A 24,753-nucleotide genomic window follows, 5' to 3' on the forward strand; every position below is an offset into this window, starting at 1 on the left:
TTTTTATATTTTGGCTAGTGGCCTGCGGGGGCCCCGAAAACAGGGGCCCCGCGCGTCAGTTTCGCTGTCGCCTGCCTACTCCACAATAGGCCCGGCAGGTTTATTTTTTCGCTATTGAGAATCACGCGCAGCCGGGCTTTTTTTCAGCTGATACGTGCCTTTTGGTGCCGGGTGCTGGCGTGCCCGTTCGCTGACCAACGGTCGCCCGCGATTGAACCAGGCCGCCAGTGCCGGCAAGAGGAAAATCGCCCCCAGCACGTTGACCAGGAACATGAACGACAGCAACACACCCATGTCCGCCTGGAACTTCAGCGGCGCGAAGGCCCAGGTGCAGACGCCAATGGACATGGTCACGGCCGTGAATACCGCCGCCGTGCCGCGTTGGCACATGGCCTCGTAGAACGCCTCGCGCAGGTTGGCTCCGCGCAGCATTTCATGCTGGATGCGCTCGTACAGATAAATGCCGTAGTCGACGCCCACGCCCACCCCCAACGCCATCACCGGCAAGGTGGCGACCTTCAGGCCGATCCCGAGCATGGTCATCAAGGCGTTGCACAGGATCGCGACAATTGCCAGCGGCACCAGAATGCACAGCACCGCGCGGATCGACAGGAAGGTCATCCAGCAAAACAGCGCGACTGAACCGAACAGCGCCCCGAGCATGATGATTTCGGCGCGCTTGACCGCCTCGTTGGAAGCCGCCATTACCCCGACGTTGCCACCGGCCAGCAGGAATTCGACTTGCGGCGAGCTGATCTCGGCAATGATCCGCTTGGCTTCACTGATGGTATGACTGACCGTGCTGCCTTCGTGGTCGGCAAGGAACACCAGGATCTGCATCTGCTGGCAGCCGTCGGTGACCAGCCCGTCATCGGGCACATAGGCCCGCGCGCCCTGGCTCAGGCCACGGGGCGATCCTGGAATCGCCGCCCAGCGCGGATTGCCTTCGTTATTGCCGGCGATCACCCGCTTGCCCATGTCCGCCACGCTCTGGATCGACTGCACGCCCGAGACCGTGCGCATGCGGAAATCGAAGGCTTCCACCGCACGCATCACGGTGGGGGACAGGCAGCCTTCTTCGACGCCCTTGACCTGGACGAACACCGACATCACATCGAGGCCGATGGAATAGCTGCTGATGATCTTGCCGTTGTCCAGGTTATAGCGAGAATCGGCCCGCAGCTCCGGCGCGCCCGCACCGATATCGCCCACCGCCAGGTCGCGAGCCTTGTAGGCCCCGCCCGCCAGCAGCAACAGACTGATGGCGAACACCCCGAGGGCCGGGCCCGGTTCGGCCAGCGCCGACAGGCGCCACCACAGGCGGTGCCTGCCCGCAGGACGCGATTGCGCCCGGCGCAATAGCGCCGGCTCCAGGCGCAGGTAGGAAATGATGATGGGCAGCATCAGTTTGTTGGTGATGATCATCAGCATCACGCCGATGCAGGCAGTCACCCCCAGTTCGTGGACGATGGGAATGTCGATCAGCATGATCACCGCAAATCCCAGGGCGTTCATCAACAAGGCCAGGGAACCGGGAATGAAAATCTTGCAGAACGCCGAACGCGCCGCGTCCGTGGAAGTGCTGCCGGCCAGCACATCCTGCTTCCAGGCGTTGGTCATCTGCACCGCATGGGACACGCCGATGGAGAAGATCAGGAACGGCACCAGGATCGACATCGGATCAATGCCCAGCCCCAGCAACGGCAACAGGCCCAGCAGCCAGACCACCGGCAGCAACGCCACCACCAACGCCACCACGGTCAAGCGCAGAGAACGGGAATACAGCCACAGCAGCAACCCGGTGATCACGAAGGCCACGACAAAAAAGCCGATTACCGTGTTCAGCCCTTCGACCACATCGCCCACCAGTTTGGCGAAGCCGACGATGTTGATCTCGATATCGGGACTGTTGTACTTGGCGCGGATTTCTTCCAGGCGCTTGGCGATGTCGACATAGGACACCGGCTGGCCGGTCTTGGGGTCGGTGTCCTGCAAGTCGGCGCGGACCATGGCCGACTTCAAGTCATTGGCCACCAGCCGGCCTACCTGTCCGGAGGCCGCCGTGTTGCTGCGTACCTGCGCCAGGTCCTCGAGGGTACCGCTAAAGCGCGGAGGCACCACCACGTCGCCAAAAAAACCTTCCTCGGTAATTTCGATGTAGCGCACATTGGCGGTAAACAGCGACGTCACGCTGGGGCGACTGACCCCGGAAATGAAAAACACATCGTCGGTGACTTTGCGCAGGGTCTCCAGGTACTGGGCGTTATAGATGTCGCCCTCGCCTTTCCAGCGCACGCTGACCAGGAGGCGGTTGGCGCCGGTGAAGTAGCGGCTGAATTTGAGAAAGTTGACCATGTAGGGATGCGTCACCGGGATCTGTTTGTTGAACCCCGGATCCAGCTGCGTGTGGGTGGCGCTGTAGCCCAGGCCCAGCGTCACCAGTACGAACAGCAACAGCAGCCCCTTGCGCCAGGCCATCAGATGGTCGGCGCTCGTTTCAACGCAACGCGTCACCCAGTGTTTACCTTGATTCATTGCCTGCCTCTCATTTACCGGGTGGCCTGTTTGGCCACTAGGGCAGCAACGCTGCCACCTGAACCCTGCAATACTCCGCGCTCGCCACCCACCAGCAGCCGCGAGCCGACCATCGTCGCCGAGGTCAACGTACCGAGCCCTGCCAGGCGCTCGACACCCACCAGCGCGCCTTGTGCATCCAGGCGCACCACCGAGCTGCCAGCGCCGACGATCACCAGCCCCGAGTGATCGGGCAGCAGCACATGGCCGTACAACGGCAGTTGGTTACCCACGTTGACCTGTGTCCAGCTGTCGCCGAAGTCGTGGCTGACGAACACATGCCCGCGCATCCCGTAGGTCACCCAGTTATCCGCGCTCAGGCGCACGATGCCGAACAGCGAGCCGCTGTAGAACGCCGGCAAGGTCTGCCAGTGCTGGCCGGCGTCGGCCGTGCGCAATATCAGGCCCTGCTCCCCCACCAGCATGCGCCGGCCATCGTCGCCACCGGCCATGCTGTTCAGGTGCGCGCTGTCGATGTCCAGGGACTGCGGCGTCCAGGTCTGCCCGGCATCGACGGATTGATAGAACTTGCCGAAGCTGCCGAACGCCATGACGTTGTCGCCACCGCCGGTCCAGATGCCGAGCAGCGGTTCGCCCAGATCGGCGTCGTAGCGTATTTCCTGCCAACTGCTGCCGGCGTCCATCGAACGCAGGATCCAGCTGTCATGCCCGACGGCGAGCAAACGCTTGGCGTCCAGTGCCACGACGGCAGTCAGGGTGGCATTGCGCTGCGTGGCGACGCTGCCTGGTTGCCAGCTGACGCCCTGATCGTCACTGAGCAGAATGCTGCCGCGCTCGCCCACGGCGACCACGCGCGAGCCCAGATTGAGCAAGCCGTTGATCTGCACCCGGTCGGGGCGTGTGGCCAACAGTTCCGCTTGCGGTGGGGATTTTGGGGAGAAGGTGTAGCCGATGGTCAAGGCGACCACCAGGCAAACCGCGTAGCCGATCACAGAGCGCATGAGTAATGCTCCTGTCTAAGGCACGTGTGCATGGGGCAAGTCATAGGGCCGATCCTCTTGTTCTTGTCAGGCGCCAGGGCATGCGAGGCAATCGAGATGGCTTGCCTCTGAGGGGATAGTCGACGCAAGGCGTGGGGTGACACATCGTCCATATGGCTTATGCAATGGCGCAAATGGCGTGGGGCGGGGATGTGTGTGCGAAGCGGAGATTTGTAGGAGCGAGGCTTGCCCGCGAACCAGGCACTGCGGTTTATCTGACACACCGCGTTATCGTTCTTCGCCGGCAAGCCTGGCTCCTACAGGCGAACCAGACGCCGCGGTGTCTCAGGTACACCGCGTCATCGTTCTTCGCCTGTAGGAGCCAGGCTTGCCCGCGAACAGGAGTGGGGCGATCAGGCGATGTAGAGGATCACCAGTTCGTTGATCACCGACGGCCGGTCCTGGCCCACGACATGGATATTGAGTTCCAGGGTCATCTGGGTGCCACGGGCCGACACCTCGACTTTTTTCACCCGGGCCCGCGAATGGATCCGCGAACCGGCCGGCACTGGCGCCGGGAAGCGCAAGCGATCGGAGCCGTAGTTGATCTGGGTGGTGTAGCCGCTGACCTCGAAGCCCAGCGCCAGTTTCATCCGCGACTGCAGCACCTGGACCAGCGCGCCATGGGCGATGGTGCCGCCGAACGGGCTTTGCAGGCGCGCCCGCTCCGGATCGGTATGGATCCAGTAATCATCGCCCGACAACTGGGCAAAGGCGTCGATCAATGCCTGATCGACCAGCACCACATTGCTCCAGTCGCTGAACTGCTCGCTGACCAGGGCCTGCAAGGCCGGCCCGTCGTTGAGGTCGATCTGCCGGATGGCCTGTTGCTGTGACGCAACAGGCGCCGGTTCGCTGTCCAGCGCGGGCAGCGATTCAAGGCTCGCCGCATCCTTGTCCACCCCGGTAAAACGCAGCAGGCGGTTACCCTTGGCGTCGACTTCGGCGAACACCGGCCGCAATGGCATGCCGATGCGGATTTCGGCTTCATCGAGGCCCACCAGGTTGGTATTGATGCGCACGCCCTGGGCCAACTCGACCACCGCCAGTTTCTGCGGCATTTCATCCATGAAGTCGGGCAAGGTGGCAATGCGCGTCACGGTGTAGCTGTACAGCGTCGCGGTGCCGTCCACTTCGCGCCAGGCCAGGTCATGCTCCAGGCAGGCCGTGCAATGCCGGCGCGGGTAGAAGTTCCAATGCGCGCAGGCGTTGCATTGCTGGATCAACAGGCGGCGAGCCTTCAGGCCCTCCCAGAACGGTGCGGAGATCTGCGTCGGCACCGGCATCGGTTTGTTGTTGGACATGTGCTTATGCTCCCTGAAGTATCAATGCGCCCTGCTCGCTCATCACGCCGCCGGTGCCGGAGACGTAGACGCTGTCACAGCGCCCCAGTTGGCGCTCACCGGCAGTGCCGGCGATCTGCGTCACCGCCTCGATCACCTGGCTCATGCCACCGGCCGAGGCCGACTGGCCGAAACTGAGCTGCCCGCCATGGGTGTTCATCGGAAAATCGCCACGCCAGGTCAGGTCGTGTTCGCGCACGAACGCCATGCCCTCGCCCTTGCCACAGAACCCGGCATCTTCCAGGGTCAGCAAGGTGGTGATGGTGTAGCAGTCGTAGATCTGCGCCGCATCGACGTCCTTGGGCTTGAGCCCGGCCATGGCAAAGGCCCGCTGGGAAGCCGGACCAATCGGCGTGTTCAGCATGTCTTCGGCATAGGACGGCGACTTGAACGCCAGGTGTTCGCCAAACCCGGTAATGAAGGCCGGACGCTTGCGGGACCGTGCCGCCACTTCCTTGTTGGTAATGATCATCGCGGCGCCACCGGCCACCGGCATGACGATTTCCAGGATGTGCAACGGGTCGGCGACCATTTTGCTGGCCAGGACCTGTTCGATGGTCAACGGCTGGCCGTAGAACATCGCCTGCGGATTGGCCAGGGCGTTGGTGCGCTGGTCGACGGCGATCTTGGCCATCGCCCGCTGGTCGTAGTCGTACTGTGCGGCATAACGCTGGGCGATCATCGCGTAGCCGGTGTTCTGGCCCATGTGCCCGTAAGGCAGGTCGAACTCGGCTTCGGGCGCGCCAAATGCCGTGCTGTGTCCACCAAAACGCATGGACCGGGCCATCCAGCCGGCATCCTCGTCGGGGCCCAAGGGCGCCATGCGTGCCGGAATGACGCACAGTACGGCCTGGCACAGCCCCAGTTCGATGGCCGCGGCGGCGCGCCAGACCATGCCCACCGACGTGCAGCCGCCCAGGTCGACCACTTCGGCGAAGTTCAGGCGCAGGCCCAGGTACTCGGCGGCCATCGCCGGCACGAACACCGAGGCTTCATGAAAATGCGGGCCGTTGATTACCAGCCCATCGAGGTCCGAAGCCTTGAGCCCGGCATCGCGCAAGGCCTGGGCCGCCAGGTCGGCGACTTGCTCAAGGTGAAACATCTTGGGCGCGGTCGCGTATTTTTCCGGTTTGTATTGTGCGGTGCCAACAATGGCCGCATGCCCTTTGAGCCCCATAGTGCCTCCATGCCGAAGCGTTACGCTACGGCGATTTCCAGGTGTAATTGAAGGTCCGGGCACGTCAGGCGACCCGGACCTTGCGAAGTCGATCAGAAGGTGTATTTCGCCGAGAACGTGGCGTAGTCGCGGTCAGCGAACGGACGGTTGACCGGGTCCGCTTCGCCCAGGTAGCTGATGTACTTCAAGCCGAGTTCAAGATTGCCCAGGTACTTGAAGGTGGTGCCGGCGCTCAGGCGTCGGTCGCCTCGCACCCCGGAGATGCTGCCGGACATGGGGGTAGAGCCGCTGAACACGTTGGAGAAACTGAAGGGCACTTCCAGATCCCAGCCTTGGAAAACCCCCGGATAACTGAACGATGCGCCCACGGTGTAGGCACTGGACGACTTGGTGCGGAAACTGCTGCCGGTGTTGTAAGTATAGTCATCGGAAGGTGCCACTAGAGGTGCCAGGGAAGGCAACAGGTTCACGCCTTGCAGGTTGGGCGCCGCCGAAGTGGATTCAACGCTGTCGACCTGCACACGGATGATTTCGGCAGTCAGGGTGGTCTGGCTGGCCCAGGGGCGGTTCCCCAGGATCCGGAGCGCCGATAGCTGCATTTGCTGGCCCTTGCCCTTGGACGGCACCGCGCCAAGGCCGGTATTGACCATCACTGGCGCACCGTCGCGGTACGACCATTCGGCGCCGACCTGGGTGTCGCCGATCTTGGTCGAGGCGGCGATGCCGGTCAGCTTGATGTCTTCAAAGTACTTGATCCGGTAACCATTGCTGACGAAGGCGTTGAGGCCACCGCCCACCGGCAGCGGGTCGTAGCCGACCAGAGCGGTGGCCGGGTTTTTGTCGTGGTAGTTGACGTGGAACAATGACAGCTCGATGGCCGGTACCGGGCGGTAGCGCACCTGCACGCCCCACTGGCCGCTATCGCGCGGTTCGTCGGTGCCGCGGTAAGCGATCTTCTGGCCGTTGGCGTAGATGAACTCGCGACCGGGGCCAACCACGTCACTGCTCGACAGGTAGCTACCCACCGGCGGCAGTTCGGTGCCCTTCCATTCGTATTGCACGTATGCACCGAACGTCAGCTGGGGGTTCAGTCGGAACGAGCCGGAGAACTGGCCCACCGGCAGGAGTATTTCCTTGACCTCGACACCCGGCTGGGACGCTTTTACCGCGTCAGACGGGTTTTGTACGCCATTCACACCCGGGTAGAACAAACTTTCGCCCCAGGATTCGATATGCCGCCCGGCCTTGACGTCCAGCATGGTGTCGTTGTCAAAGCGCCAGCCGCTGAACACATAGGCATCCAGCAGTTTGCTACGCCCGCCGCTGTAGTAACGGGTATCACTGGTGAACTCGTCATTGCTGCCGGTTTTGTTCACGGTGGCGGGCGAGTCGTTATCGTTCCCGCTGTGGTAGACGTCGTCGTAGAAGGTACTGCCGCGCACCACGGCGCCATAGTTGTCCTTGCGCAGGATTATTTCGCCCAGCGCGCCCACACGGTTGGTGGTCAGGCTGCCACTGTCGAAGTTGCGGTTGGCATCGTCGGCGTTGACCGTCAGCAAGCGATCGCTCTGGCTGCCGGTGCGCACACCGATGCCATAGCTGGTGGTCACCGACCAGTCCATGGTCAAACCGTTGTCGAATTCGATCGTATCGCCGGCCCATACCGGCGTGGTCACCAGCGCAATCGCCGCCGCCAGGCTGCTGACCTGAAATGCGCTCGAAACCATGACCTTAGCGTTATTTTTGTTGTTGTTGATCACACTGATTCTCCTCAAGGGCAACCGGTTGGCTGCCTGGAATGTTCAACACTGCTGTCGTGCCATCCGCTCAAAACACGTTGAGCGGTGTAACCGGGCACGCTCCCCTTACAGCACGCCGGTAGCGAAAACACCCCCGGTCCTCTTCCCGCGCAAGCGACCCTTCGGCCACCAGATAGTTGGCATGGGCCAACGTTTCGCCCAGCGCCATCAGTTCGTCGAAACGACCCGACAACCTGGGAAACAACACGGCCATCAGTTCGAGCACGGTGCGCGGCTCGTCACAGTTGGCCAGCATCTGCGCCAGGTGCCCGCGGTGATGGGCGTCCAGCTGATCCAGGCGTTCATGCAAATTGAAAAACGGCCGCTCGTGCGCCGGCAGCACCAGCACGCTGTCGGGCACGCTGCGCAAATGCTCGATGGAATCGAGCCAGTCGCCCAGCGGGTTGGCCAACGGCTCCGTGGCATGTACGCCGACGGTGGAGGTGATGCGTGGCAACACCTGGTCGCCGGAGATCAGCAAGCCGTCATCGGCGGCATACAGACAGGCATGCTCCGGCGAGTGACCGCGGCCGATGACCACCTGCCAGGTGCGGCCACCGATATTCAGGAGGCTGCCCTCGCGCAAACGGCGGTAATGGTTCAGCGGCGCAGGCAGAAAATGGGCATTGCTCATCACCGCGAACATCTCGGTGCTTTGCTCGTCAGCCACGCCGGCCTTGCGGTAGAAGTCGAGGAAGTCCCAGCCCGGTGGTTGACCGGCGGGAAACTTGAGGTGCAGCGCCTGGAACTCGCTGGCGGTCATGTACACCGGGCATTGAAAACGCTCCGAAAGCCAGGCGGCCACCCCGGCGTGGTCGGAGTGAAAATGGGTGCAGACCACTGCCAGCACCGGCAGGCCAGCACACACATCCTTCAGCACCCGGTCCCAGACTTCGCGGGTCTGCTCGGTGTTCATGCCGGTGTCTACCACCACCCAACCGTCGGTGTGACGCAGCAGGTAGAGGTTGATGTGGTCCAGGCGAAACGGCAGCGGCATACGCAACCACCAGACGCCTGGCGCCACTTCGCGCACCTGCCCGGAATCAGGCGCCTGAGGCCATGGATACCGCAGGCCGCCGCGCAGTTCGTGACCGTTGTCGTCGAGATCAGCCATGGTCGGCCACCGCGAAAGGCGTCAGGCCGGCCCGCGTCAGGGCCTCTACCGAATAGGGCACATAGGTGCGGGCTTGCTCGTCGCGGATGAACAGCGGATCGTTGCAACGGGTCGGGCAGTAGCCCTGGCGCTGCAGATCGACCTTGCGCAGCTTGAAGCTGGCCGTCAGGTCCGCCGACTGGGTGACTCGCACGAACAGCGGGGCTGCATAGCGCGGCAAGCGCGTTTCGGTCAGGCGGTACAGGGCGTCCGGATCGAACGCCTGGCCCTCCTGCATCAGCACTGCGGCCATGCCGGCGCGGCCTTCATGGCCAGGCACCTGGACGCCATAGACGTTGATCAGCTCCAGGCCCGACAGATCGCTCAGGGCGTCCGCCACTTCCAGGGTCGACACGTTCTCGCTCTTCCAGCGATAGGTATCGCCGATGCGGTCGACGAAGTAGCAGTAACCGTCGGCGTCCTCGCGCAGCAAGTCGCCGGAGCTCCAGTAGGCATCGCCCTCGCGAAACACATTGCGGCGAATCTTGCTTTCGGTAGCCTCGCTTGAGGTGTAGCCCTCGAAACGTCCGCCACCGATCTCCGGGTGATCGACGATAAAGCCCATGGCCTCGCCAATCTCACCCACTTTGCAAACTTGATAGAAACCGTTTTCGTCCCGTGGATGGCAGTCGTTTTCGATGTCGTAACGCACCAGCCGCAGGTTGGTTTTGCTCCAGTCGGGTACCCGGCCGCAGGAACCGAAATAGTTGTCGACGTTGATCACCGTGGTATTGGCCTCGGTGGCGCCCCAACCCTCGAACACCTGGATCGGACCGAAGCGCTCCAGCCAGCGCTGCCAGGAGTCCGGCGACAGACCGGCACCGAGCATGCAACGCAGACTGTGCTCGCGCTCACCCGTTTGCACCGGCTGATTGAGCAGGTAGCGGCAGATCTCACCGATATACTGGAAGATGCTGATCTGATGACGCGCGACGTCCTTCCAGAACTCTCGCACGCTGAACTTGCGGCGCACCACAATGGCAGCACCCACCCGCAGCGCGGTGGAGGTCACCGACGTGGCAGCAGCACCGTGGTACAGCGGCAGACAGCAATAGAACACATCCTCGCAAGTGGCTTGCAGAGTGGTTTCCATCACATCGCCCGAGGACATCCAGCGCATGTGGCTGTAGCGCGCCGCCTTGGGCAAGCCCGTAGTGCCCGAGGTGAAGATCAGCAGGGTCGGGGCTTGCGCTTCGATGTGCGCGCGGATATCGCGGGGAAACGGCGTGCACGGGGCTTTCTCCAGGCGCGCATCGAAATGCCCGTCGACGCTCTTGGGCAGCGGTCCGGTCCAGGGATTTTCCGGGTCGCGTATCAGCCAGCACGGCAGGTCCGGAAACCCTTCGGTGGCCTGCACATTGGCCAGGCATTCTTCGCCTGTCACCAACGCCTTGGCTTCGGTGGTTTGCAACGCATGCAGCAGCGCGCGACCGCTGACCTGAGTGTTGATGAATGCCACCACCACCCCGAGCTTGACCAGGCCGAACCAGGTGCAGAAAAACGCCGGGCGGTTCTCCATGGCCAGGGCGCAGACATCGCCGGCGCGCAGACCATTGGCATAGAACGTGTGAGCCATCTGATTGGCCCGCGCATCGACCTCGAAGTAGCTCAGGGTCTGCTCGCCATAGATCAGAAACGTGCGCTCGCCCTGCTCAGCCACCCGTTGCTCCAGACGGTCAGCCAAGGTGTAGAGGTCTTTCGGCTTGATCTGCCCGGCGGCGATCGAACGCTGATCGAGCAGCGCCTGTGTCTGCTCCCGTGGTACCGGGTGGGCCGGCAGGACGTTGGGCAAGTCGTTCAGGTTCATTGCGCCACCTCCTGGGCATCGGCTTGATAGGCGGGGTAATCCGAGTAACCAGCCGAGCCCGGCGTATAAAGCGTCTTGCGGTCGAAGCGAGTCAGCGGCAGGCCACGCTTCAAGCGTTCCACCAGATCGGGGTTGGCAATAAAGTGACGAGCGAACGACACGGCAGCCCCCTCGCCCGACGCGAGAGCGGCACTGGCCGAAGGACCGTCGAAACCATCGTTGAGAATCAACGCATGAGGGCTGTGTTGACGCGCCAGGGCGAAGGCGTTGAGGTCTGCCAGTGGCGAGCGCATGATGTGCAGGTAAGCCAGGCCCAACGGCGCCACGGCCTCACACAAGGCGGCCGCGGTGGCAGCCGGATCCTGGTCGTCGATGTCGTTGTAGGGATTACCGGGGCACAGGCGAAAGCCGACGCGTCCGGCGCCAATCGCGCTGGCCATGGCCTCGATCACTTCCTTGGCAAAACGCACCCGCCCGGTCACATCGCCGCCGTAGGCATCGTTGCGTTGATTGCTGCCGGAGGCCATGAATTGCATTGGCAGGTAACCGCTGGTGCAGTGCAGCTCGACACCGTCGAAGCCTGCCAGGCGCGCATTCAATGCGGCCTGGCGATAGTCTTCGATGACCTCGTCAATACCCTGCAGGGTCAGCGCCTGTGGTTCGTCGGTATCGACCAGGCCCGCGGCGTCACTGAACACCTGGGTCCGCGCACGCAGCGCCGAAGGTGCCACCGTCGCGGCGCCTGCCGGTTTGTTGTGCTGGGTGGCGGCGCGGCCGACGTGCATCAGTTGCAGGACGATGCATCCGCCCTCGGCATGCACGGCCTCGGTGACCCGCTGCCAGCCGGTGATCTGCTCGCTGCTGTAGATCGCCGGGGTGCGGCAATAGCCCAGGCCGCTGGCGGACGGCGCGGTGCCCTCGGCCACGATCAACCCGGCACTGGCACGCTGACGGTAGTACTCGACCATCTCGCTACCGGGTACTGCATCGGCAAGGGCGCGGCTGCGGGTCATGGGCGCCATGACAATGCGGTTGGCCAGTTGCAGCTCGCCCAGGGTGACCGGCTCGAACAAGACGCTCATTTCAATTCCTCAGCTTTTTTGTTTTCAGGCTGTCGGATCGCTTGCCGCAGCTTGGGCAAGCACTGACACGCCAGCGAATATGGGCTGAATGATTGACGTTGGACGCGAGCGAAACATCGTCCGACAAGACTAGGTTCGCTATCGACAAGGCGATCCCGATACCGCATCGTTTGTACGCACGTAGGAGACCAGCCGGGGACGACAAAGATGGTCTGAACGGACGATGAAAAAAAACCGTGACGAGCCGAACATCGCGGCAACTAGAACAAAACCGGGAGCACCCGCAGTGAACCAATCCCCCGTGACATGGCGAACGCATTACGCGCTGTTCGTGCTCGCCAGCATCTATGTGTTCAACTACATCGACCGCCAGTTGATGGCGATCCTGATCGAGCCGGTGAAGCTCGAATTCGGCATTTCCGATACCGGCATCGGCTTGCTGTCGGGGGTGACCTTCGCCGTGTTCTACACCGTGTTCGGCTTCCCGCTGGGGCGCCTGTCGGACCGCATCGGGCGCAAGCCAGTGATTGCCTTCAGCTGCATCGCCTGGAGCCTGATGACCATGCTCTGCGGCATGGCCGGCAACTTTTTGACCCTGGTGCTGGCGCGAGTCGGCGTGGCGGTTGGCGAGGCCGGCGGCACGGCGCCGTCGGTGGCCATGGTCTCGGATTTGTACCCGGCGAACCGCCGTTCCACTGCCCTGTCGGTGCTGATGCTCGGTTCCAGCCTGGGGGCGATAGTTGGCCTGGGCCTGGGCGGCTGGATTGCCCAGCACCACGGCTGGCGCTACGCCTTCTTGCTGATAGGCGCACCCGGCATCTTCCTTGGCCTGCTACTGCTGCTGACCGTGCGGACGCCCAAGCGCGCAGTGCCGCTGGGCAACGTCGCGGCGCCACAGGATGGCTGGCTCAAGACTCTGGTCGAGCTGTTTCGCATGCCCTCGTTCCTGTGCCTGGTACTCACCGGCGGTTCGGCGGCGATTGCCGGCTACGCCATCGGCACCTGGAGCCCGAGCTTCCTGATCCGTTCCCACGGCCTCAACCTGCAAGAGGCCGGATTTCTGGTGGGCGTAGTGGGCGGCATCGGGTCGACTATCGGCACCCTGGTATGCGGCATGCTCACCGACCGCATGGCGCGGCGTGATGTCGGCTGGCAAATCGGTGTGCCGTTGCTGGGTACGCTGATCAGCATTCCCTTCGCCCTGGCGTACTTCCTCTGGCCCCAGGGCACGGCGTTCCATATCGGCAGCATCGCCGTGCCGCAAGCGTTCCTGTTCTACAGCGCCTTCGGTTTCTTCGGGGTGTGGTGGGCAACGCCGTGCCTGAGCGCCATTACCCACCTGTTCCCATCCACGCGACTGGCCCAGGCCACGGCGATTTTCGTCATGTCCATGACCCTGCTGGGTGTCGGTGTCGGGCCGCTGTTCGTAGGCATGCTCAGTGACTTCTTCGTGCCGACCCTGGGCAGTGAATCCCTGCGCTATGCCCTGGCTTCGTCGGTGTCAATGCTGGTGCTGGCCAGCGTATTCCTGACCCTGGCGCTGCCGCGTTACCGCCAACACATGAAGAGCCCCGCCCCGCGGTCCTCACCGAACCAGGCCGTGACTGCCTGACCCTCCTCCCCATACCACCGCGCCGCTGGAAACCTGTCAGGTTCCAGCGGCTTTTTTATGAGGATCACCATGAGTACCAGCGCCGTACAGATCAGCAACCTGCTCTACCGTTACGCCGAATGCCTGGACAGCGGCCAACTGGTCGAGGCCGCCGAGCTGTTTCGTCATGCCCGCATCAAGGTGCAAAGCCAGGGCGACTTCCTTGATCACACCGCCCTGCTGGACATCTGGCAACGACGAATCAAGCTCTACCCCTGCGGCACGCCCCGCACCCGACACGTCATCAGCAACCCCATCATCGACATCGACGAAGCCGCAGGAACCGCGACGGTTCGCTCCTGCTACACCGTGCTTCAGGCCACCGACACCCTGCCCCTGCAACCCATCGCCGCCGGGCGTTACCTCGACGAGTTCGAGCATGCCGACGGGGTGTGGCGGTTCAGCTTTCGTGATTATTCGCAGCTGGAAATGATGGGGGACCTGACGGGGCATTTGTTGATGTAGGCGCAATGGTATCGCCTGGATCGTGATGCTCAGGAAGGCAGGGCCCAGACGCTGGCCCGATTGTTCCAGACTCCGTCCTTCGTATGGCGGGTGCTCACTGGCAGTACAGATTCAACGATTGTTCTTTGCAGGAGAGGGCCAGGTTGGCCCACTCCCTTTGAGTCACAATAAATAAATCGTTTTGAAATCAGCTCGTCCGAACTGTCAGGCCTAACGCTGCGCTGACTTGAGTTGGCTGCGCACCTGGACCAGGCCGCGGGTGGTCCCTACATAGAGCGAGCCGTCAGGGCCGATCGACATCGAGGCCCAGTTATTGTCAAAGACCTTGCCTCGTCCTGTAGGGATCTTGATGACCTGTTTGCCCGTACGGAAATCGAGGCCGACGACCGACCAGTCCTGGGTGCCTTGGGGGCCTTGGTCAAAACTGTAGTAATAGGCGATGCCGTTACTTGCGGACAGCTTGGCAACCGACGAAGGCGCCTTGAGCGGCGATGTCCAGACCGTGTCGCAGCCGCTTTCGTCTGCACGGATGTCGACCCTGACCACGCCACCGGTAATCGCGTCCCAATCCTTTTGCGTATGAGCGCTTTTGTATCCCGAATTGTTTTCGAGCAGGATCGAATGCCCCCAACCGATCATCGAGTTGTCGGTGGCGCTGTTGCCGGCGGTGAACACGGGAACCCGGCAGATTTCGCGCTGCTCACCGGGCTTCAGATCACCACGGCGTAATACGACGATGTTGATGCGCGGATTGGCGTTGTCGGCGAAAGTGATGTAGCGCTCACCGAGCAGCGTCGGGGTGGTCCCGCTACCCTGGTTGATCGTGCCGACCTTGCGCTCGTCACCCCGGTCATAGGTGTGCCGCCACAGTTGCCGCGGCATACCGTCCTGGTCTGCGGCAAAGGCATATTGCGCATGGTCGGAGAGTACATAGACGGCGCGGCTATCCATCGCGACGGCGTTCTGGATTTCTTCGTCCGGCAGGCGCAGTTGCTGGACCTGCCCAGTCTCGGGATTGAGCGTCCCCACGCGACCAAAGCGCGTGAGCCACCAGTAATGCCCCTTGGTGTCGGGCATGACGGTGGTGATCATGTCGCAGGCGCCGGACGGGAACCAGTTGTCGTAGTTCTGGCAGTCGTGTGGGACATGAGGTCGCATGTCCCATTCCTTCTCGACGACGAAGCGCCACTGGCCACCTTCCTCATGCAGGGCAATGCGCTGGATCATCTGACGGCTGTCGCCGAGAACAATACGATCCTGATTATCGAGGAACAGGTAGGCGCCGCCCGAGGAGTCATTCATCATCAGGCTCATGTCGCGATGGATCAGCGCCTGGAATGAACTTGGGCGCAGAGGCAAATCGTAATAAGCCAGGGCCTTGAGCGTGGTCGGATCAATCAGGACGATGCGAAAGCCGGTGAGCCCGCCGCACATCGAGATGATCTTGCCGTCGCTGCGGTACACATAAGTCGCGCACTGGCGCGGCAGCCAATTACCTCCCTGTCGCGTACGGACTTCGAGGGCCGTACCCATCGGCCCACTGGCTGGATGGGTATCTGACTGAAAGCCGTCGCCATGCATCGTGCCTTGCCCGAGCGGCGCAAGATAAGGGTGAGCTTCTACCGCACCCGGAACCGACGCTGGCTTGAAGCTGTTATCCCATTGGATGGCAGCGGAGGATTGGCCCTCGATAGGGACTGCTTCCATTCGCTCGCGGCTGGCGATTGGCAAGAGTGCAAAGGGCAATGCAAGGATGGCCGCCGCAGCCGGGGTTATGATCCAGCGTTTTTTCATTATTATTTTCGCTCACGTAACAATTGGAGGGGCTGCCAAAAAAAGAGCCAGCACCGACTGGCAATTCTGTCAGGTGGTTTTTGGCCAGCCCTACGTGGTGTATCAGTGTTTAAACCGAAGTGTGTTAGTGGGAGGCGGTGTCAAGGCTTGGTTGTTTATCCAGATGCTTAAGGCGTTGTTTAAGGTTGAGCATGTGTTCCAGATAAACAGTCAACTCTTGAGTGGGGATGCCGGGTGCAATGCGTTTGGAGTATGCATCCAGGGACACCTGCAGGACGTCTTTATTGTCCGGGGCCGCAAAGTAAGCCATGTCTGCGAGCTTGCACGCCAAGGCCGGATTAGTCTCCTGCAGTGCTCGAATGCGTGTGGTCACCTTATCGATCCCGCCGCTCAGTTCGACCATTTCACTGCCAAAGGCCGATAGTGGGGCTGGGGCCCAATCCGAAGGCACGCCATTCCACCAGCCGCCGTCTTCTTTCAAGACCATTTTTGCAACGTCTTGAAAACGGTTGTAGGTTTCCGCCATGTCCGTGCGCCCTTGCAGCTTTTCAGGCAGCTTGACGGAAGCCACGATTTCATCGGGACGTTTATCTGCATTCAGTCCGTCGGCCACTTGGGTGACAGCCGAATCCAACATGTCGGCAGCGGCCAGTAACTTGTCTTGAGCTTCAGCGGCAGAGATCATTGCCGCGCCGTGCATCGGTAATACCCATTCCGGCCTGGCGGCGGCCATATCGCGTAATGCCTGTGCCCACTCGGCCACATGGCGCTGACGGCGCTTGCCATTGCCGGCATTGAGCAGGAAGGGTTGCCAATAGTCGGCGCTGACCACCACTTTGCGTGAAGGCACGCTCACCCATAGTTGATCGGCAGACTCCCCGCGGGCCTGGGTCAATATGAAGTCTTCACCGCCAATGCTCAGGGTTTTGGTTCCGTGGAATGTTTCAGTGGGCAGGATGGTGTCTTCCATGCGCCGTGGAACATCCCGCGGGTCCTGGTTGTTAAGGCGGACGATGGAAAAATTGACCAGTTTGGTGTCAATCGCCAATTCGGAAAGATAAGTGTCAGTGGAAATGATGCGCGGCTTTTCCCCGGCCGCGAGTAGCGCCCAGGCACCAAACGCATGGTCGGCATGGTGATGGGTAATAATAATGGTGTTAACGGGTTTATTGCTGATCTTGCGCAGTGCTTCAACCAGGGCCGGGCCAGCCGGTGCATAACCGGTATCGACCAGAACCAGCCCCTCGGTTGTTTCGAATACCGCGACATTGACAAAGGGAAAACGCAATAACCAGGTCCCCTTGCCCTGTTGCTCAATAGTCAGCATCGAGCGCGCATCGTCGATCGCGGCCTGGTTGGTTCTACTGTACATATGATTGGCAATAGCCGCGGACACAGGGCCGCCAAACCCGGCATTTGGATTGGATCGCAGGGTGTTCAATACGTTGGGATATTGCTTCATGAGTTCGGTGCGCAACTCAAACCGTTCAACGGCTTTAGGATCTGGCGTTGCGGCGGAGGTCGGCACTTGAGTCGCGGCGTTCAGCCCCCCCACGACAAAAGTCAGTCCCATTGAAAGTAGTGCTTTTTTATAATTGTTATGCATGTTTATAAATAACCTTTGGTTGGTGAAGGCAATCAAAAACGGCTGGAGCTCATGGCTTGCAGATACAGACGTTGCACTGGCGATACGACAGTGGGTTTGGGCTTTAATATAGTCAGTTGAGGGTGGTCAGCATCGTCTATTGGGACTAAGTGTTTTGCGCGCAAAGTTTCATCGCCCGCCAGGATCTGATGCATGGCAAAAGCCACCTGGACCGTTCTTGTTTCTGTATTTCCAGGAATTACGTGAACAAAAAAGGCCTCGCCGTTATCCGGCGAGGCCTTTACTTGTAGCGGGGTGTTGCTAAGGCATTAGCGCCCTATCGCACGTGCCGCATCCGCGGTGTACTGGTCCTTGGTGAACTTGCCTTCGTTGAGGATCGGGCCCTTCTTCGACTCGTTGGTCATGCCGTAGCCTGTGTACTGGCCGGAGTTCAGGTCCATGAAGAACTGAGAACCGGCCTGCCAGCTGCTCATGTCAGGGTGGTAGTAGTAGTTGACCATGGCGTGTTTCCACAGCTGCCCACGGGCATCGTAGTTGTCGGCCATGACCGAATGCCAGGTGTCTTCGTCAATGAACAACACCCGCTTGCCATAGACATGGCGATAGCCTTCCTTCAAGTCGGCCTCCAGCACCCACACGCGACGCAACTCATAACGCATAAAGTCAGGGTTGGGATGGTTGGGCGTCAGGATGTCGGCGTATTTGACGGTCGCAGCGTTGGGTTTGAACGCGTTGGCCGGGATGTAGATCTCGCGCTTGCCGATCAGTTTCCAGTTGTAGCGCTCTGGTGAACCGTTGAACAAGCGGTCTTCGTCAATGGTCATGGTGCCGTTGGTGCCGATCATCGGCTGATCGAAACCGTAACCCGGCAGTTGCCGTACGCGTCGGGTCGACGGGCTGTAGCTCCAGGCCTGACGCCCCTCGGTGGCGAAGTTGTAGGGTTCATGGGAAATGCTGATGGTGCCGTTGTCGCGGGCCGGTTTGAGGGTCATGTTGTTGCTCATGGCCGAAATCTTGTCTTCGGTCCTGACGTCTTCTGTCGGTGAGTTGCCAATTCCCATGTTACGTGCGTAGGCACGCCCCCAGCCAATACTGCCGTTGGGCAGGACCGAGGCCAGGTCGGTGGTTTTTTCCTCGGTGTAGGCACGTGCCGGCACTAGCTGATTCCACAACACTTCCATGCCGTTTTTGGGGATTGGGAACGGCAACTGGCCGATCCCGGTGAAACCTCCACCGTCGTTCACCAGCTTGGCATGCTGGGCATTATCCACCGCGCGGCGGCAGACATAATCGGGGTAGCGGAAATCCCGGTGACCTGGATAGATGTTCATCTTGTAGGTGGTTGGATATTTCTTCAGCAGGGCCTTCTGCCCTTCGGTCAGGTGCGACTCATACTGGCTCATGTTCTGCGCGGTAATCACCAGGGTTGGCTTTTCGGCAGCGTAAGGGTCAACCGGGTGGTCGCCAGAGAACTTCACATGATTCCAGCCTGGCACTTCACCCAGGTATTTGCCGGTGTACGGCGGAATGGTGCCCTCGGCGTTGCCGGCTTGCTCGGCGCCGACACAGGTCAGCTCCTTGCCCAGTTTGGCGGCTTCCTGAGGTGACACCGCGGCGTGCGCAGCACCCATCAGCCCGCTATTGGCTGTGACTGCGACCGCGAGCATGAGACCTGTTCTTGTTATTTTCATGTAATGCCTCCTACGCTGATAAGGCTTTGTTGGTATGGACCCATTGTTCGTGTTCTGCCGGCAGCAACATCGTCCGGAAAGACTAAGCAGGCGTTATGCGCCCAATTTTTCTTGCAGTTGTGCCTTGAGCACCTTGCCGGTGGCATTGCGTGGCAAGGGCTCGAGTGCCCGATAGACCTGCGTCGGCACCTTGTAGGCGGCCAGGCGCTCGGCGATGAATGCGCAGACTTGCGCCTCCTGGGGCAGCGTCGATGCCTGGCCATGCACGGCCAGCCCCACCGTCTCACCCAGCAACGGGTCGGCGATGGCGAATGCCGCTGCCTCCAGAACGCCGGGCATATCGAGGATGCAGGTTTCGATTTCAGCCGCGGAAATCTTCTCGCCACCGCGGTTGATCAACTCCTTGACCCGCCCGGTGATGCTGAGGAAGCCCTCGTCGTCGAGATAGCCGATATCGCCGGTGTCGAGCCAACCGTCGCGCAGGCTTTGCGCAGTGGCCTCGGGCAGATTCCAGTAGGCGCTCATCAGGGTCGGCGAGCGCAGCCAGATCACCCCGCGGGTGTTCGCCAACTGCGGCTGGTCAGGGCTGTCACCGATGCGAATATCGACGATCGGCAGCGCCCAGCCCGCCGTTGCCGGCTTGTACACAAACTGATCGCCACCAATCGCCGCGCCAATGCCGTTGCTTTCGGTCAGGCCGTAGCCGGCGCCGCCAATGGCGTCAGGCTTGAGCTTGAGCATGTTGTCGAGCACCATGGCGGACGAAGCGCCACCGCCCAACCCCAAGCCAAACAGACTGGCGGTGTGCTCACTGCCAAAGCGCGGCGAAGCGAGCAGTTGCTGCATCATCACCGGTGCCCCGTTGAACTGGGTGCAGCGCTCATCGCGGATCAGGTCGATGGCGTGTTCGACATCCCACTTGTACATCAGCATCAAGCGCCGACCGCCGCGCAATGCCGACAGGAACTGCGCATGCAAGCCGCTGACATGGAACAGCGGAACCGCCGCCAGCGTAGTTGGCGCAAAGCCGCTGTTGATCACCACGCCGATGCGTTCCGGCGAACTCATGGCGCAAAACGCGCCCTGGAAATCCAGTGCGAACAGCGCCTGGCAGATGGCCCGGTGAGTGGACACTGCGCCCTTGGCGCGACTGGTGGTGCCGGAGGTGTAGAGGATCATTGCCGGCGCGTCGGGATCGATTTCCAGCGCAGGCAACGGTGATGCCGGGGCGCTGATCAAGTCTTCGAAACGCAGGCAATACTCGGGCAACGTTCCTTCCTGGCTCCCGACGACAATCGTGGCGTGCTGCTCACGGGCCAGATCTGCGCGCAGGGTATCGAGGCGCGCTTCGTCGCACAGCAACAGGCGCGAACCGCTGTCCTGCAACGCGTACTGCAACTCGTCGCGCAGCCCCCAGCTGTTGAGCGGTACACACACCGCGCCACAGCGCAGGATCGCGGCGAAGGCCACCAGCCACGCCGGCTGGTTGCGCATGGCAATCGCCACCCGTTCGCCCGGTTGCAGGCCAAAACGAGCGACCATCTGCTCGGCGAGGCGGTCAACCTGGTCATAGTACTGATTGAAGGTCAGGCGCTGCGCCTGCCAGACCAGGAACTCACGGTCGCCGTGCACACGACCGGCGTCGAGCACCTGCAGCAGGTCGTGCGCAGCGTGACGGAAATAGCGTGGCGCGCCGTCATCGGGCGTCACCACTTCAAACGGCGCACCGGGGGCGATCAATTGTCGCCACGCGGTTTGCCAGCGTTCAATGCTCATCTGTGTTTTCTCCAGAACAGCGAAAAGCCTGTGGGAGCGTGTCGCACGCACATGTTGAATACCCCGCCGCTCCTTGTGGGAGCGGGCTTGCCCGCGAAGGGGTCGGCACATTCAACATCTGCGTCGCTTAACACTCCGTCTTCGTCGGAACGCCGCCCGGGGCAAGCCCGCTCCCACAGAGGTCGGGTTACACCAGGGGACCTTGCGAGGGTTCAATCCCGCTGTTCGGTTATGCGTGGGCCAAATAGCGTTCGCAATGGAAATCCCGGTCACCCAGGCAGCCCTGTGCAACGCGAACACGCTTGAGGTACAGGCCGACATCCAGCTCGTCGGTGACGCCAATGCCGCCGTGCATCTGCACCGCCTCGTTGGCAACCTTGATTGCCGTATCGCCGGCCTTCCATTTCGCCAGGCTGACCAGGCGAGCGCGTACCCTGGCGTCGTGACTGGCGTCATCCAGGGTCGCCAGCGCGGCCATCAGGGCGCTGCGGCTCAGCGCCAGGTCGATGTACATCTGTGCGGCGCGATGTTGCAGGACCTGGAAGGTGCCAATCGGCGTGTCGAACTGCTGGCGGGTCTTGAGGTACTCCAGGGTGGTCTCGAACAGTTGCTCGGCCATCCCCAACAGCTCCGCGGCCAGGCAGGCGCGGCCCCGGTCCAGCGCGGTTTCCAGCGCCGTCCAGCCCTCGCCCGGGGTGCCCAGCAGCGCGTCGCTGCCCAATTGCACCTGATCCAGTTGCAGGCGTGCGCTGTTGCGCGAATCGATCAGCGCCAAGGCACTGACAGTCAAACCCCGGGTATCGGCGGGTACCAGGAACAGGCTGATGCCTTGCGTGTCGCCCGGCTGCCCGCAGGTGCGCGCCGCCACCACATAGGCATCGGCGCCGAGGCCGTCGACCACCCAGAATTTGTCGCCATGCAAGCGATAGCCCTGCCCTTCGGCTTTCGCCTCAAGGGCAATGCGGCTCGGGTCGTGGCGCGAGCGTTCGTCCACGGCCAGGGCCAGGCGCTGTTCGCCGCCGATCACCGCTTGCAACCAGTGCGTCTGTTGCGCCGAATTGCCCGCCAGATGCAACAGCGAACCGCCGAGCACTACACTGGATAACAGCGGCGAGGCCGACAGGTTGCGGCCCATGGATTCAAAGATCGGCCCCAGGCCCTTGCAGCCGAAATCCAGGCCGCCGAAGTCTTCCGGGAACGGAATCGCACTCCAGCCCAGCTCGACCGCGTCGCGCCACAACGGCGCATCGAAGCCCAGGTCCACCGCGTCATCGCGCAGTCGACGCTGGGCGCTGACCGGGCTGCGGGCGGCGAGAAAGTCCCGCGCGCTGTCGGCCAGCAAACGCTGTTCATCGCTATAACGCAGGCTCATGGCTGTACTCCTGTTTTCACGGCAACCTTCTTCACTTCAGGCAAACCAAGCACGCGCTTGGCGATGACATTGAGCTGGATCTCCGAAGCCCCACCCGAAATGGTCAGCGCATAGCTGCTGAGCCAGGCACGGGTGATCGCCAGTTGCTGCTCGCTGAATGCCGTGCTCTCCCAGCCGAAAGCGTGCCCGGCCATGGCGTCGAGCAGTACTTCGAACTTGTCGCGCTCCTGTTCGGTGTGCACCAGTTTCATGATCGACATCAGGCCGCCGATGTCATCACCGGCCCGCGCCTCTTCACCCATGCGCTGCACGGTCAGGTTGTAGGCATGCTCGTTCATCGCACAGGCCGTGGCCCGCGCCTGCAATGCGTGTTCACTCATGGTCTGTGGCGCCGGCACGTATTCACGCATCAAGGCCAGAAGATCGAAGTGCGACGGCAGGCTGAACTCGCCGAATTTCGACATCGCCTTGCGTTCGTGCTGCAACAGGTACTTGGCCAGGTTCCAGCCACCATTCAACGGGCCGATCAACTGGCTCTTGGGCACCTTCACACCATCGAAGAACACCTGGCAGAACGCCGATTTGCCGCTGATCAAATCAATCGGCTGTGGCGTGACGCCGGGGCTGCGCATGTCCAGCACGATCAGGCTGATGCCTTCGTGTTTAGGCGCGCTGAAGTCGGTGCGCACCAGGGCATACATCCAGTCGGATTTGTCGCCGTAGGAGGTCCAGATCTTGCTGCCGTCCACCACGAAGTGATCGCCGGCATCACGCGCGGCCATCTTCAGGCTGGCCAGGTCCGAACCGGCGTTCGGCTCGGAAAAGCCCTGGCACCAGCGCACTTCACCGCGGGCGATCGGCGGCAACAGATCGCGTTTCTGCTCATCGCTGCCGAACGCCAGCAACACCGGCCCGAGCATCCAGATGCCCAGGTTGATTTGCGGTGGGCGGCACTTGATGCGACGCATCTCGCTTTCCAGCACCGACAGTTGCTCGTCACTCAGGCCCGCGCCGCCATATTCCTCAGGCCACTCGGGACAGAACCAGCGCTTGTCGCGCATGCGTTCGAACCACAGGCGTGCGTCTTCACAGGGAAATTGCGGGTTCTGACTGCCCCACACCACATCGCCTTCTGCCATGCCGGTACGCATCGACAGCGGGCAATTGGCCTCCAGCCAGGCACGGGTGTCCTGCCGAAATTGCTCGATAGTGCTCATGAAAGTCCCCTTCGACTCGCCCCGGATCGGGGGCGAGTACGGTTTTTGTTTTTGATGGACGAGCTTCAGCGTTGGGTACGCGGCATGCCGAGGCCAAACTGGGCGATCAGCTCACGCTGGATTTCATTGGTGCCGCCGCCAAAGGTCAGGGTCGGGGCAGAGCGCAATTCAAATTCCAGTTCACCCTGCAACAGGGTGGCCGCCGAGCCGCTGCGCATCGAACCATTGGCGCCGACGATCGCCGCCAGCTTGCGCAGGATCTCGATCGCCGACTCCGAGCCGAACACCTTGGTGGTCGAACTCAGCGCGACGTTCATGCGTTCGAGCTCAAGGTCGGCGGCGATGCGCATGTTGATCAGGCGCATCGCTTCCAGGCGCGCATAACACTCGGCCAGCGAGCTGCGCACCCAGGCCTTGTCCATCGCCCGACGGCCCTGCTCGTCGCGGGCTCGCGCCCACAGGTAGACCCGGCGAAACAGCGCCACCACCTTGTCCGACCAGGTGCCCAGGCCGAGGCGTTCGTGGTTCAGTTGCGAGGTGATCAGCTTCCAGCCGCCGTTCAACTGACCCACCAGCATCTCGCTGGGCACCCGCACGTTGTCGTAGTAGGTGGCCGTGGTCGGAATGCTGGTAGTAGGAATCAGGGTGTGGGAGAAGCCCGGCGTCGTGGTATCGACGATCAACAGCGAAATGCCCTTATGCCGCGCCTCGGTCGGATCGGTGCGGGCCGCCAGCCAGACGAAATCGGCCGATTCGGCACCCGACGTCCACAGCTTGTTGCCATTGACCACGAAGCCTTCATCGTCCTGGCGGGCACTGGTTTTCAGCACCGCCAGATCGCTGCCGGCGCCGGGTTCGGAGTAACCGATGGCGAACATGATTTCGCCCGCGGCGATCCCCGGCAGAAAACGCTCTTTCTGCAGCTCGCTGCCATGGGTCATCAAGGCCGGGCCGACAGTGCTGATGGTCACGAACGGCAGCGGCGCCCCGGCAATGTTGGCTTCTTCAAAGAAGATCAACTGTTCGGTGGCGGCGTAGCCCTGACCGCCATGGGCCTTGGGCCAGCCGACCGCCAGCCAGCCGTCGCGCCCCATCTGGCGGATGGTCTGGCGAAACAGATCGCCGCCTTCCTTGCCGCGCAACTGGTCGCGCAGGTCCGGGGTCATCAGGGCCTGGAAATAGTCCCGCACCTTGTGGCGCAGGGCATGTTGTTCGGGAGTGAGGTCGACGAACATATGCTGCTCC

General features: G+C 61.9%; 17 protein-coding genes. 2 read left to right on the forward strand and 15 right to left on the reverse strand.

All coding sequences use genetic code 11. The annotated features are described in order from the left end of the window. Positions 1–111 precede the first annotated feature (111 nt). The 8 genes from ELQ88_RS20665 to ELQ88_RS20705 all read right to left on the reverse strand — a co-directional run bounded on the left by ELQ88_RS20665 (position 112) and on the right by ELQ88_RS20705 (position 11,936). Positions 112–2,535, reverse strand: a complete 2,424-nt coding sequence (locus ELQ88_RS20665; RefSeq protein WP_138967413.1) for an MMPL family transporter — start codon at positions 2,533–2,535, stop codon at positions 112–114. A gap of 14 nt (positions 2,536–2,549) precedes the next feature. Beyond that, complete coding sequence (locus ELQ88_RS20670; RefSeq protein ID WP_138967415.1) at positions 2,550–3,536, reverse strand: YCF48-related protein; 987 nt, start codon at positions 3,534–3,536, stop codon at positions 2,550–2,552. A 392-nt stretch (positions 3,537–3,928) separates the two neighbouring features. After that, a complete protein-coding gene (locus ELQ88_RS20680; RefSeq protein ID WP_138967419.1) occupies positions 3,929–4,879 on the reverse strand; it encodes an OB-fold domain-containing protein in 951 nt (316 codons plus the stop codon). 4 nt (positions 4,880–4,883) lie between these two features. After that, a complete protein-coding gene (locus tag ELQ88_RS20685; RefSeq protein ID WP_138967421.1) occupies positions 4,884–6,095 on the reverse strand; it encodes a thiolase family protein in 1,212 nt (403 codons plus the stop codon). Positions 6,096–6,187: 92 nt separating this feature from the next. After that, a complete protein-coding gene (locus tag ELQ88_RS20690) occupies positions 6,188–7,822 on the reverse strand; it encodes a DUF1302 family protein (RefSeq protein WP_138969552.1) in 1,635 nt (544 codons plus the stop codon). Between the two features lie 100 nt (positions 7,823–7,922). Then, positions 7,923–9,008, reverse strand: coding sequence for an MBL fold metallo-hydrolase (locus ELQ88_RS20695; RefSeq protein ID WP_138967423.1), 1,086 nt, complete (start codon positions 9,006–9,008; stop codon positions 7,923–7,925). Then, positions 9,001–10,854 (reverse strand): long-chain-acyl-CoA synthetase, encoded by a 1,854-nt coding sequence (locus tag ELQ88_RS20700; RefSeq protein ID WP_128872429.1) that lies wholly within the window; start codon positions 10,852–10,854, stop codon positions 9,001–9,003. The genes ELQ88_RS20695 and ELQ88_RS20700 overlap by 8 nt, the downstream gene beginning before the upstream one ends. Further along, a complete protein-coding gene (locus ELQ88_RS20705; RefSeq protein ID WP_138967425.1) occupies positions 10,851–11,936 on the reverse strand; it encodes an alkene reductase in 1,086 nt (361 codons plus the stop codon). Before ELQ88_RS20705 ends, ELQ88_RS20700 begins: the two co-directional genes overlap by 4 nt. A 286-nt stretch (positions 11,937–12,222) precedes the next feature. On the opposite strand from ELQ88_RS20705, the gene ELQ88_RS20710 reads away from it, so the two are divergent. Continuing rightward, a complete protein-coding gene (locus ELQ88_RS20710; RefSeq protein ID WP_138967427.1) occupies positions 12,223–13,548 on the forward strand; it encodes an MFS transporter in 1,326 nt (441 codons plus the stop codon). A 69-nt stretch (positions 13,549–13,617) separates the two neighbouring features. Next, positions 13,618–14,052, forward strand: coding sequence for a nuclear transport factor 2 family protein (locus ELQ88_RS20715; protein ID WP_138967429.1), 435 nt, complete (start codon positions 13,618–13,620; stop codon positions 14,050–14,052). A gap of 210 nt (positions 14,053–14,262) precedes the next feature. Here the strand turns inward: ELQ88_RS20715 and ELQ88_RS34155 are convergent, their stop codons facing one another. The 7 genes from ELQ88_RS34155 to ELQ88_RS20750 form a co-directional block, all read right to left on the reverse strand. Continuing rightward, the gene (locus ELQ88_RS34155) at positions 14,263–15,846 is read right to left on the reverse strand and encodes a hypothetical protein (RefSeq protein ID WP_161599975.1); all 1,584 of its coding nucleotides are present in this window, start codon (positions 15,844–15,846) and stop codon (positions 14,263–14,265) included. Between the two features lie 124 nt (positions 15,847–15,970). Further along, positions 15,971–17,452, reverse strand: coding sequence for an MBL fold metallo-hydrolase (locus tag ELQ88_RS20725; RefSeq protein ID WP_128872435.1), 1,482 nt, complete (start codon positions 17,450–17,452; stop codon positions 15,971–15,973). Between the two features lie 308 nt (positions 17,453–17,760). Next, the gene (locus tag ELQ88_RS20730; protein WP_178084703.1) at positions 17,761–19,143 is read right to left on the reverse strand and encodes a DUF1329 domain-containing protein; all 1,383 of its coding nucleotides are present in this window, start codon (positions 19,141–19,143) and stop codon (positions 17,761–17,763) included. 93 nt (positions 19,144–19,236) lie between these two features. Then, on the reverse strand, positions 19,237–20,919 hold the full coding sequence (locus ELQ88_RS20735) for a class I adenylate-forming enzyme family protein (protein ID WP_138967431.1): 1,683 nt from the start codon (positions 20,917–20,919) through the stop codon (positions 19,237–19,239). 229 nt (positions 20,920–21,148) lie between these two features. Further along, positions 21,149–22,291 (reverse strand): acyl-CoA dehydrogenase, encoded by a 1,143-nt coding sequence (locus ELQ88_RS20740; protein WP_138967433.1) that lies wholly within the window; start codon positions 22,289–22,291, stop codon positions 21,149–21,151. Next, on the reverse strand, positions 22,288–23,508 hold the full coding sequence (locus ELQ88_RS20745; protein WP_138967435.1) for an acyl-CoA dehydrogenase family protein: 1,221 nt from the start codon (positions 23,506–23,508) through the stop codon (positions 22,288–22,290). Before ELQ88_RS20745 ends, ELQ88_RS20740 begins: the two co-directional genes overlap by 4 nt. Before the next feature lie 65 nt (positions 23,509–23,573). After that, positions 23,574–24,743: an acyl-CoA dehydrogenase family protein gene (locus tag ELQ88_RS20750; RefSeq protein ID WP_128872438.1), complete on the reverse strand. Its 1,170-nt coding sequence runs from the start codon at positions 24,741–24,743 to the stop codon at positions 23,574–23,576. Positions 24,744–24,753: the final 10 nt, after the last annotated feature.

The organism is Pseudomonas sp. MPC6 (assembly GCF_006094435.1).
Classification (GTDB): Bacteria; Pseudomonadota; Gammaproteobacteria; order Pseudomonadales; family Pseudomonadaceae; genus Aquipseudomonas.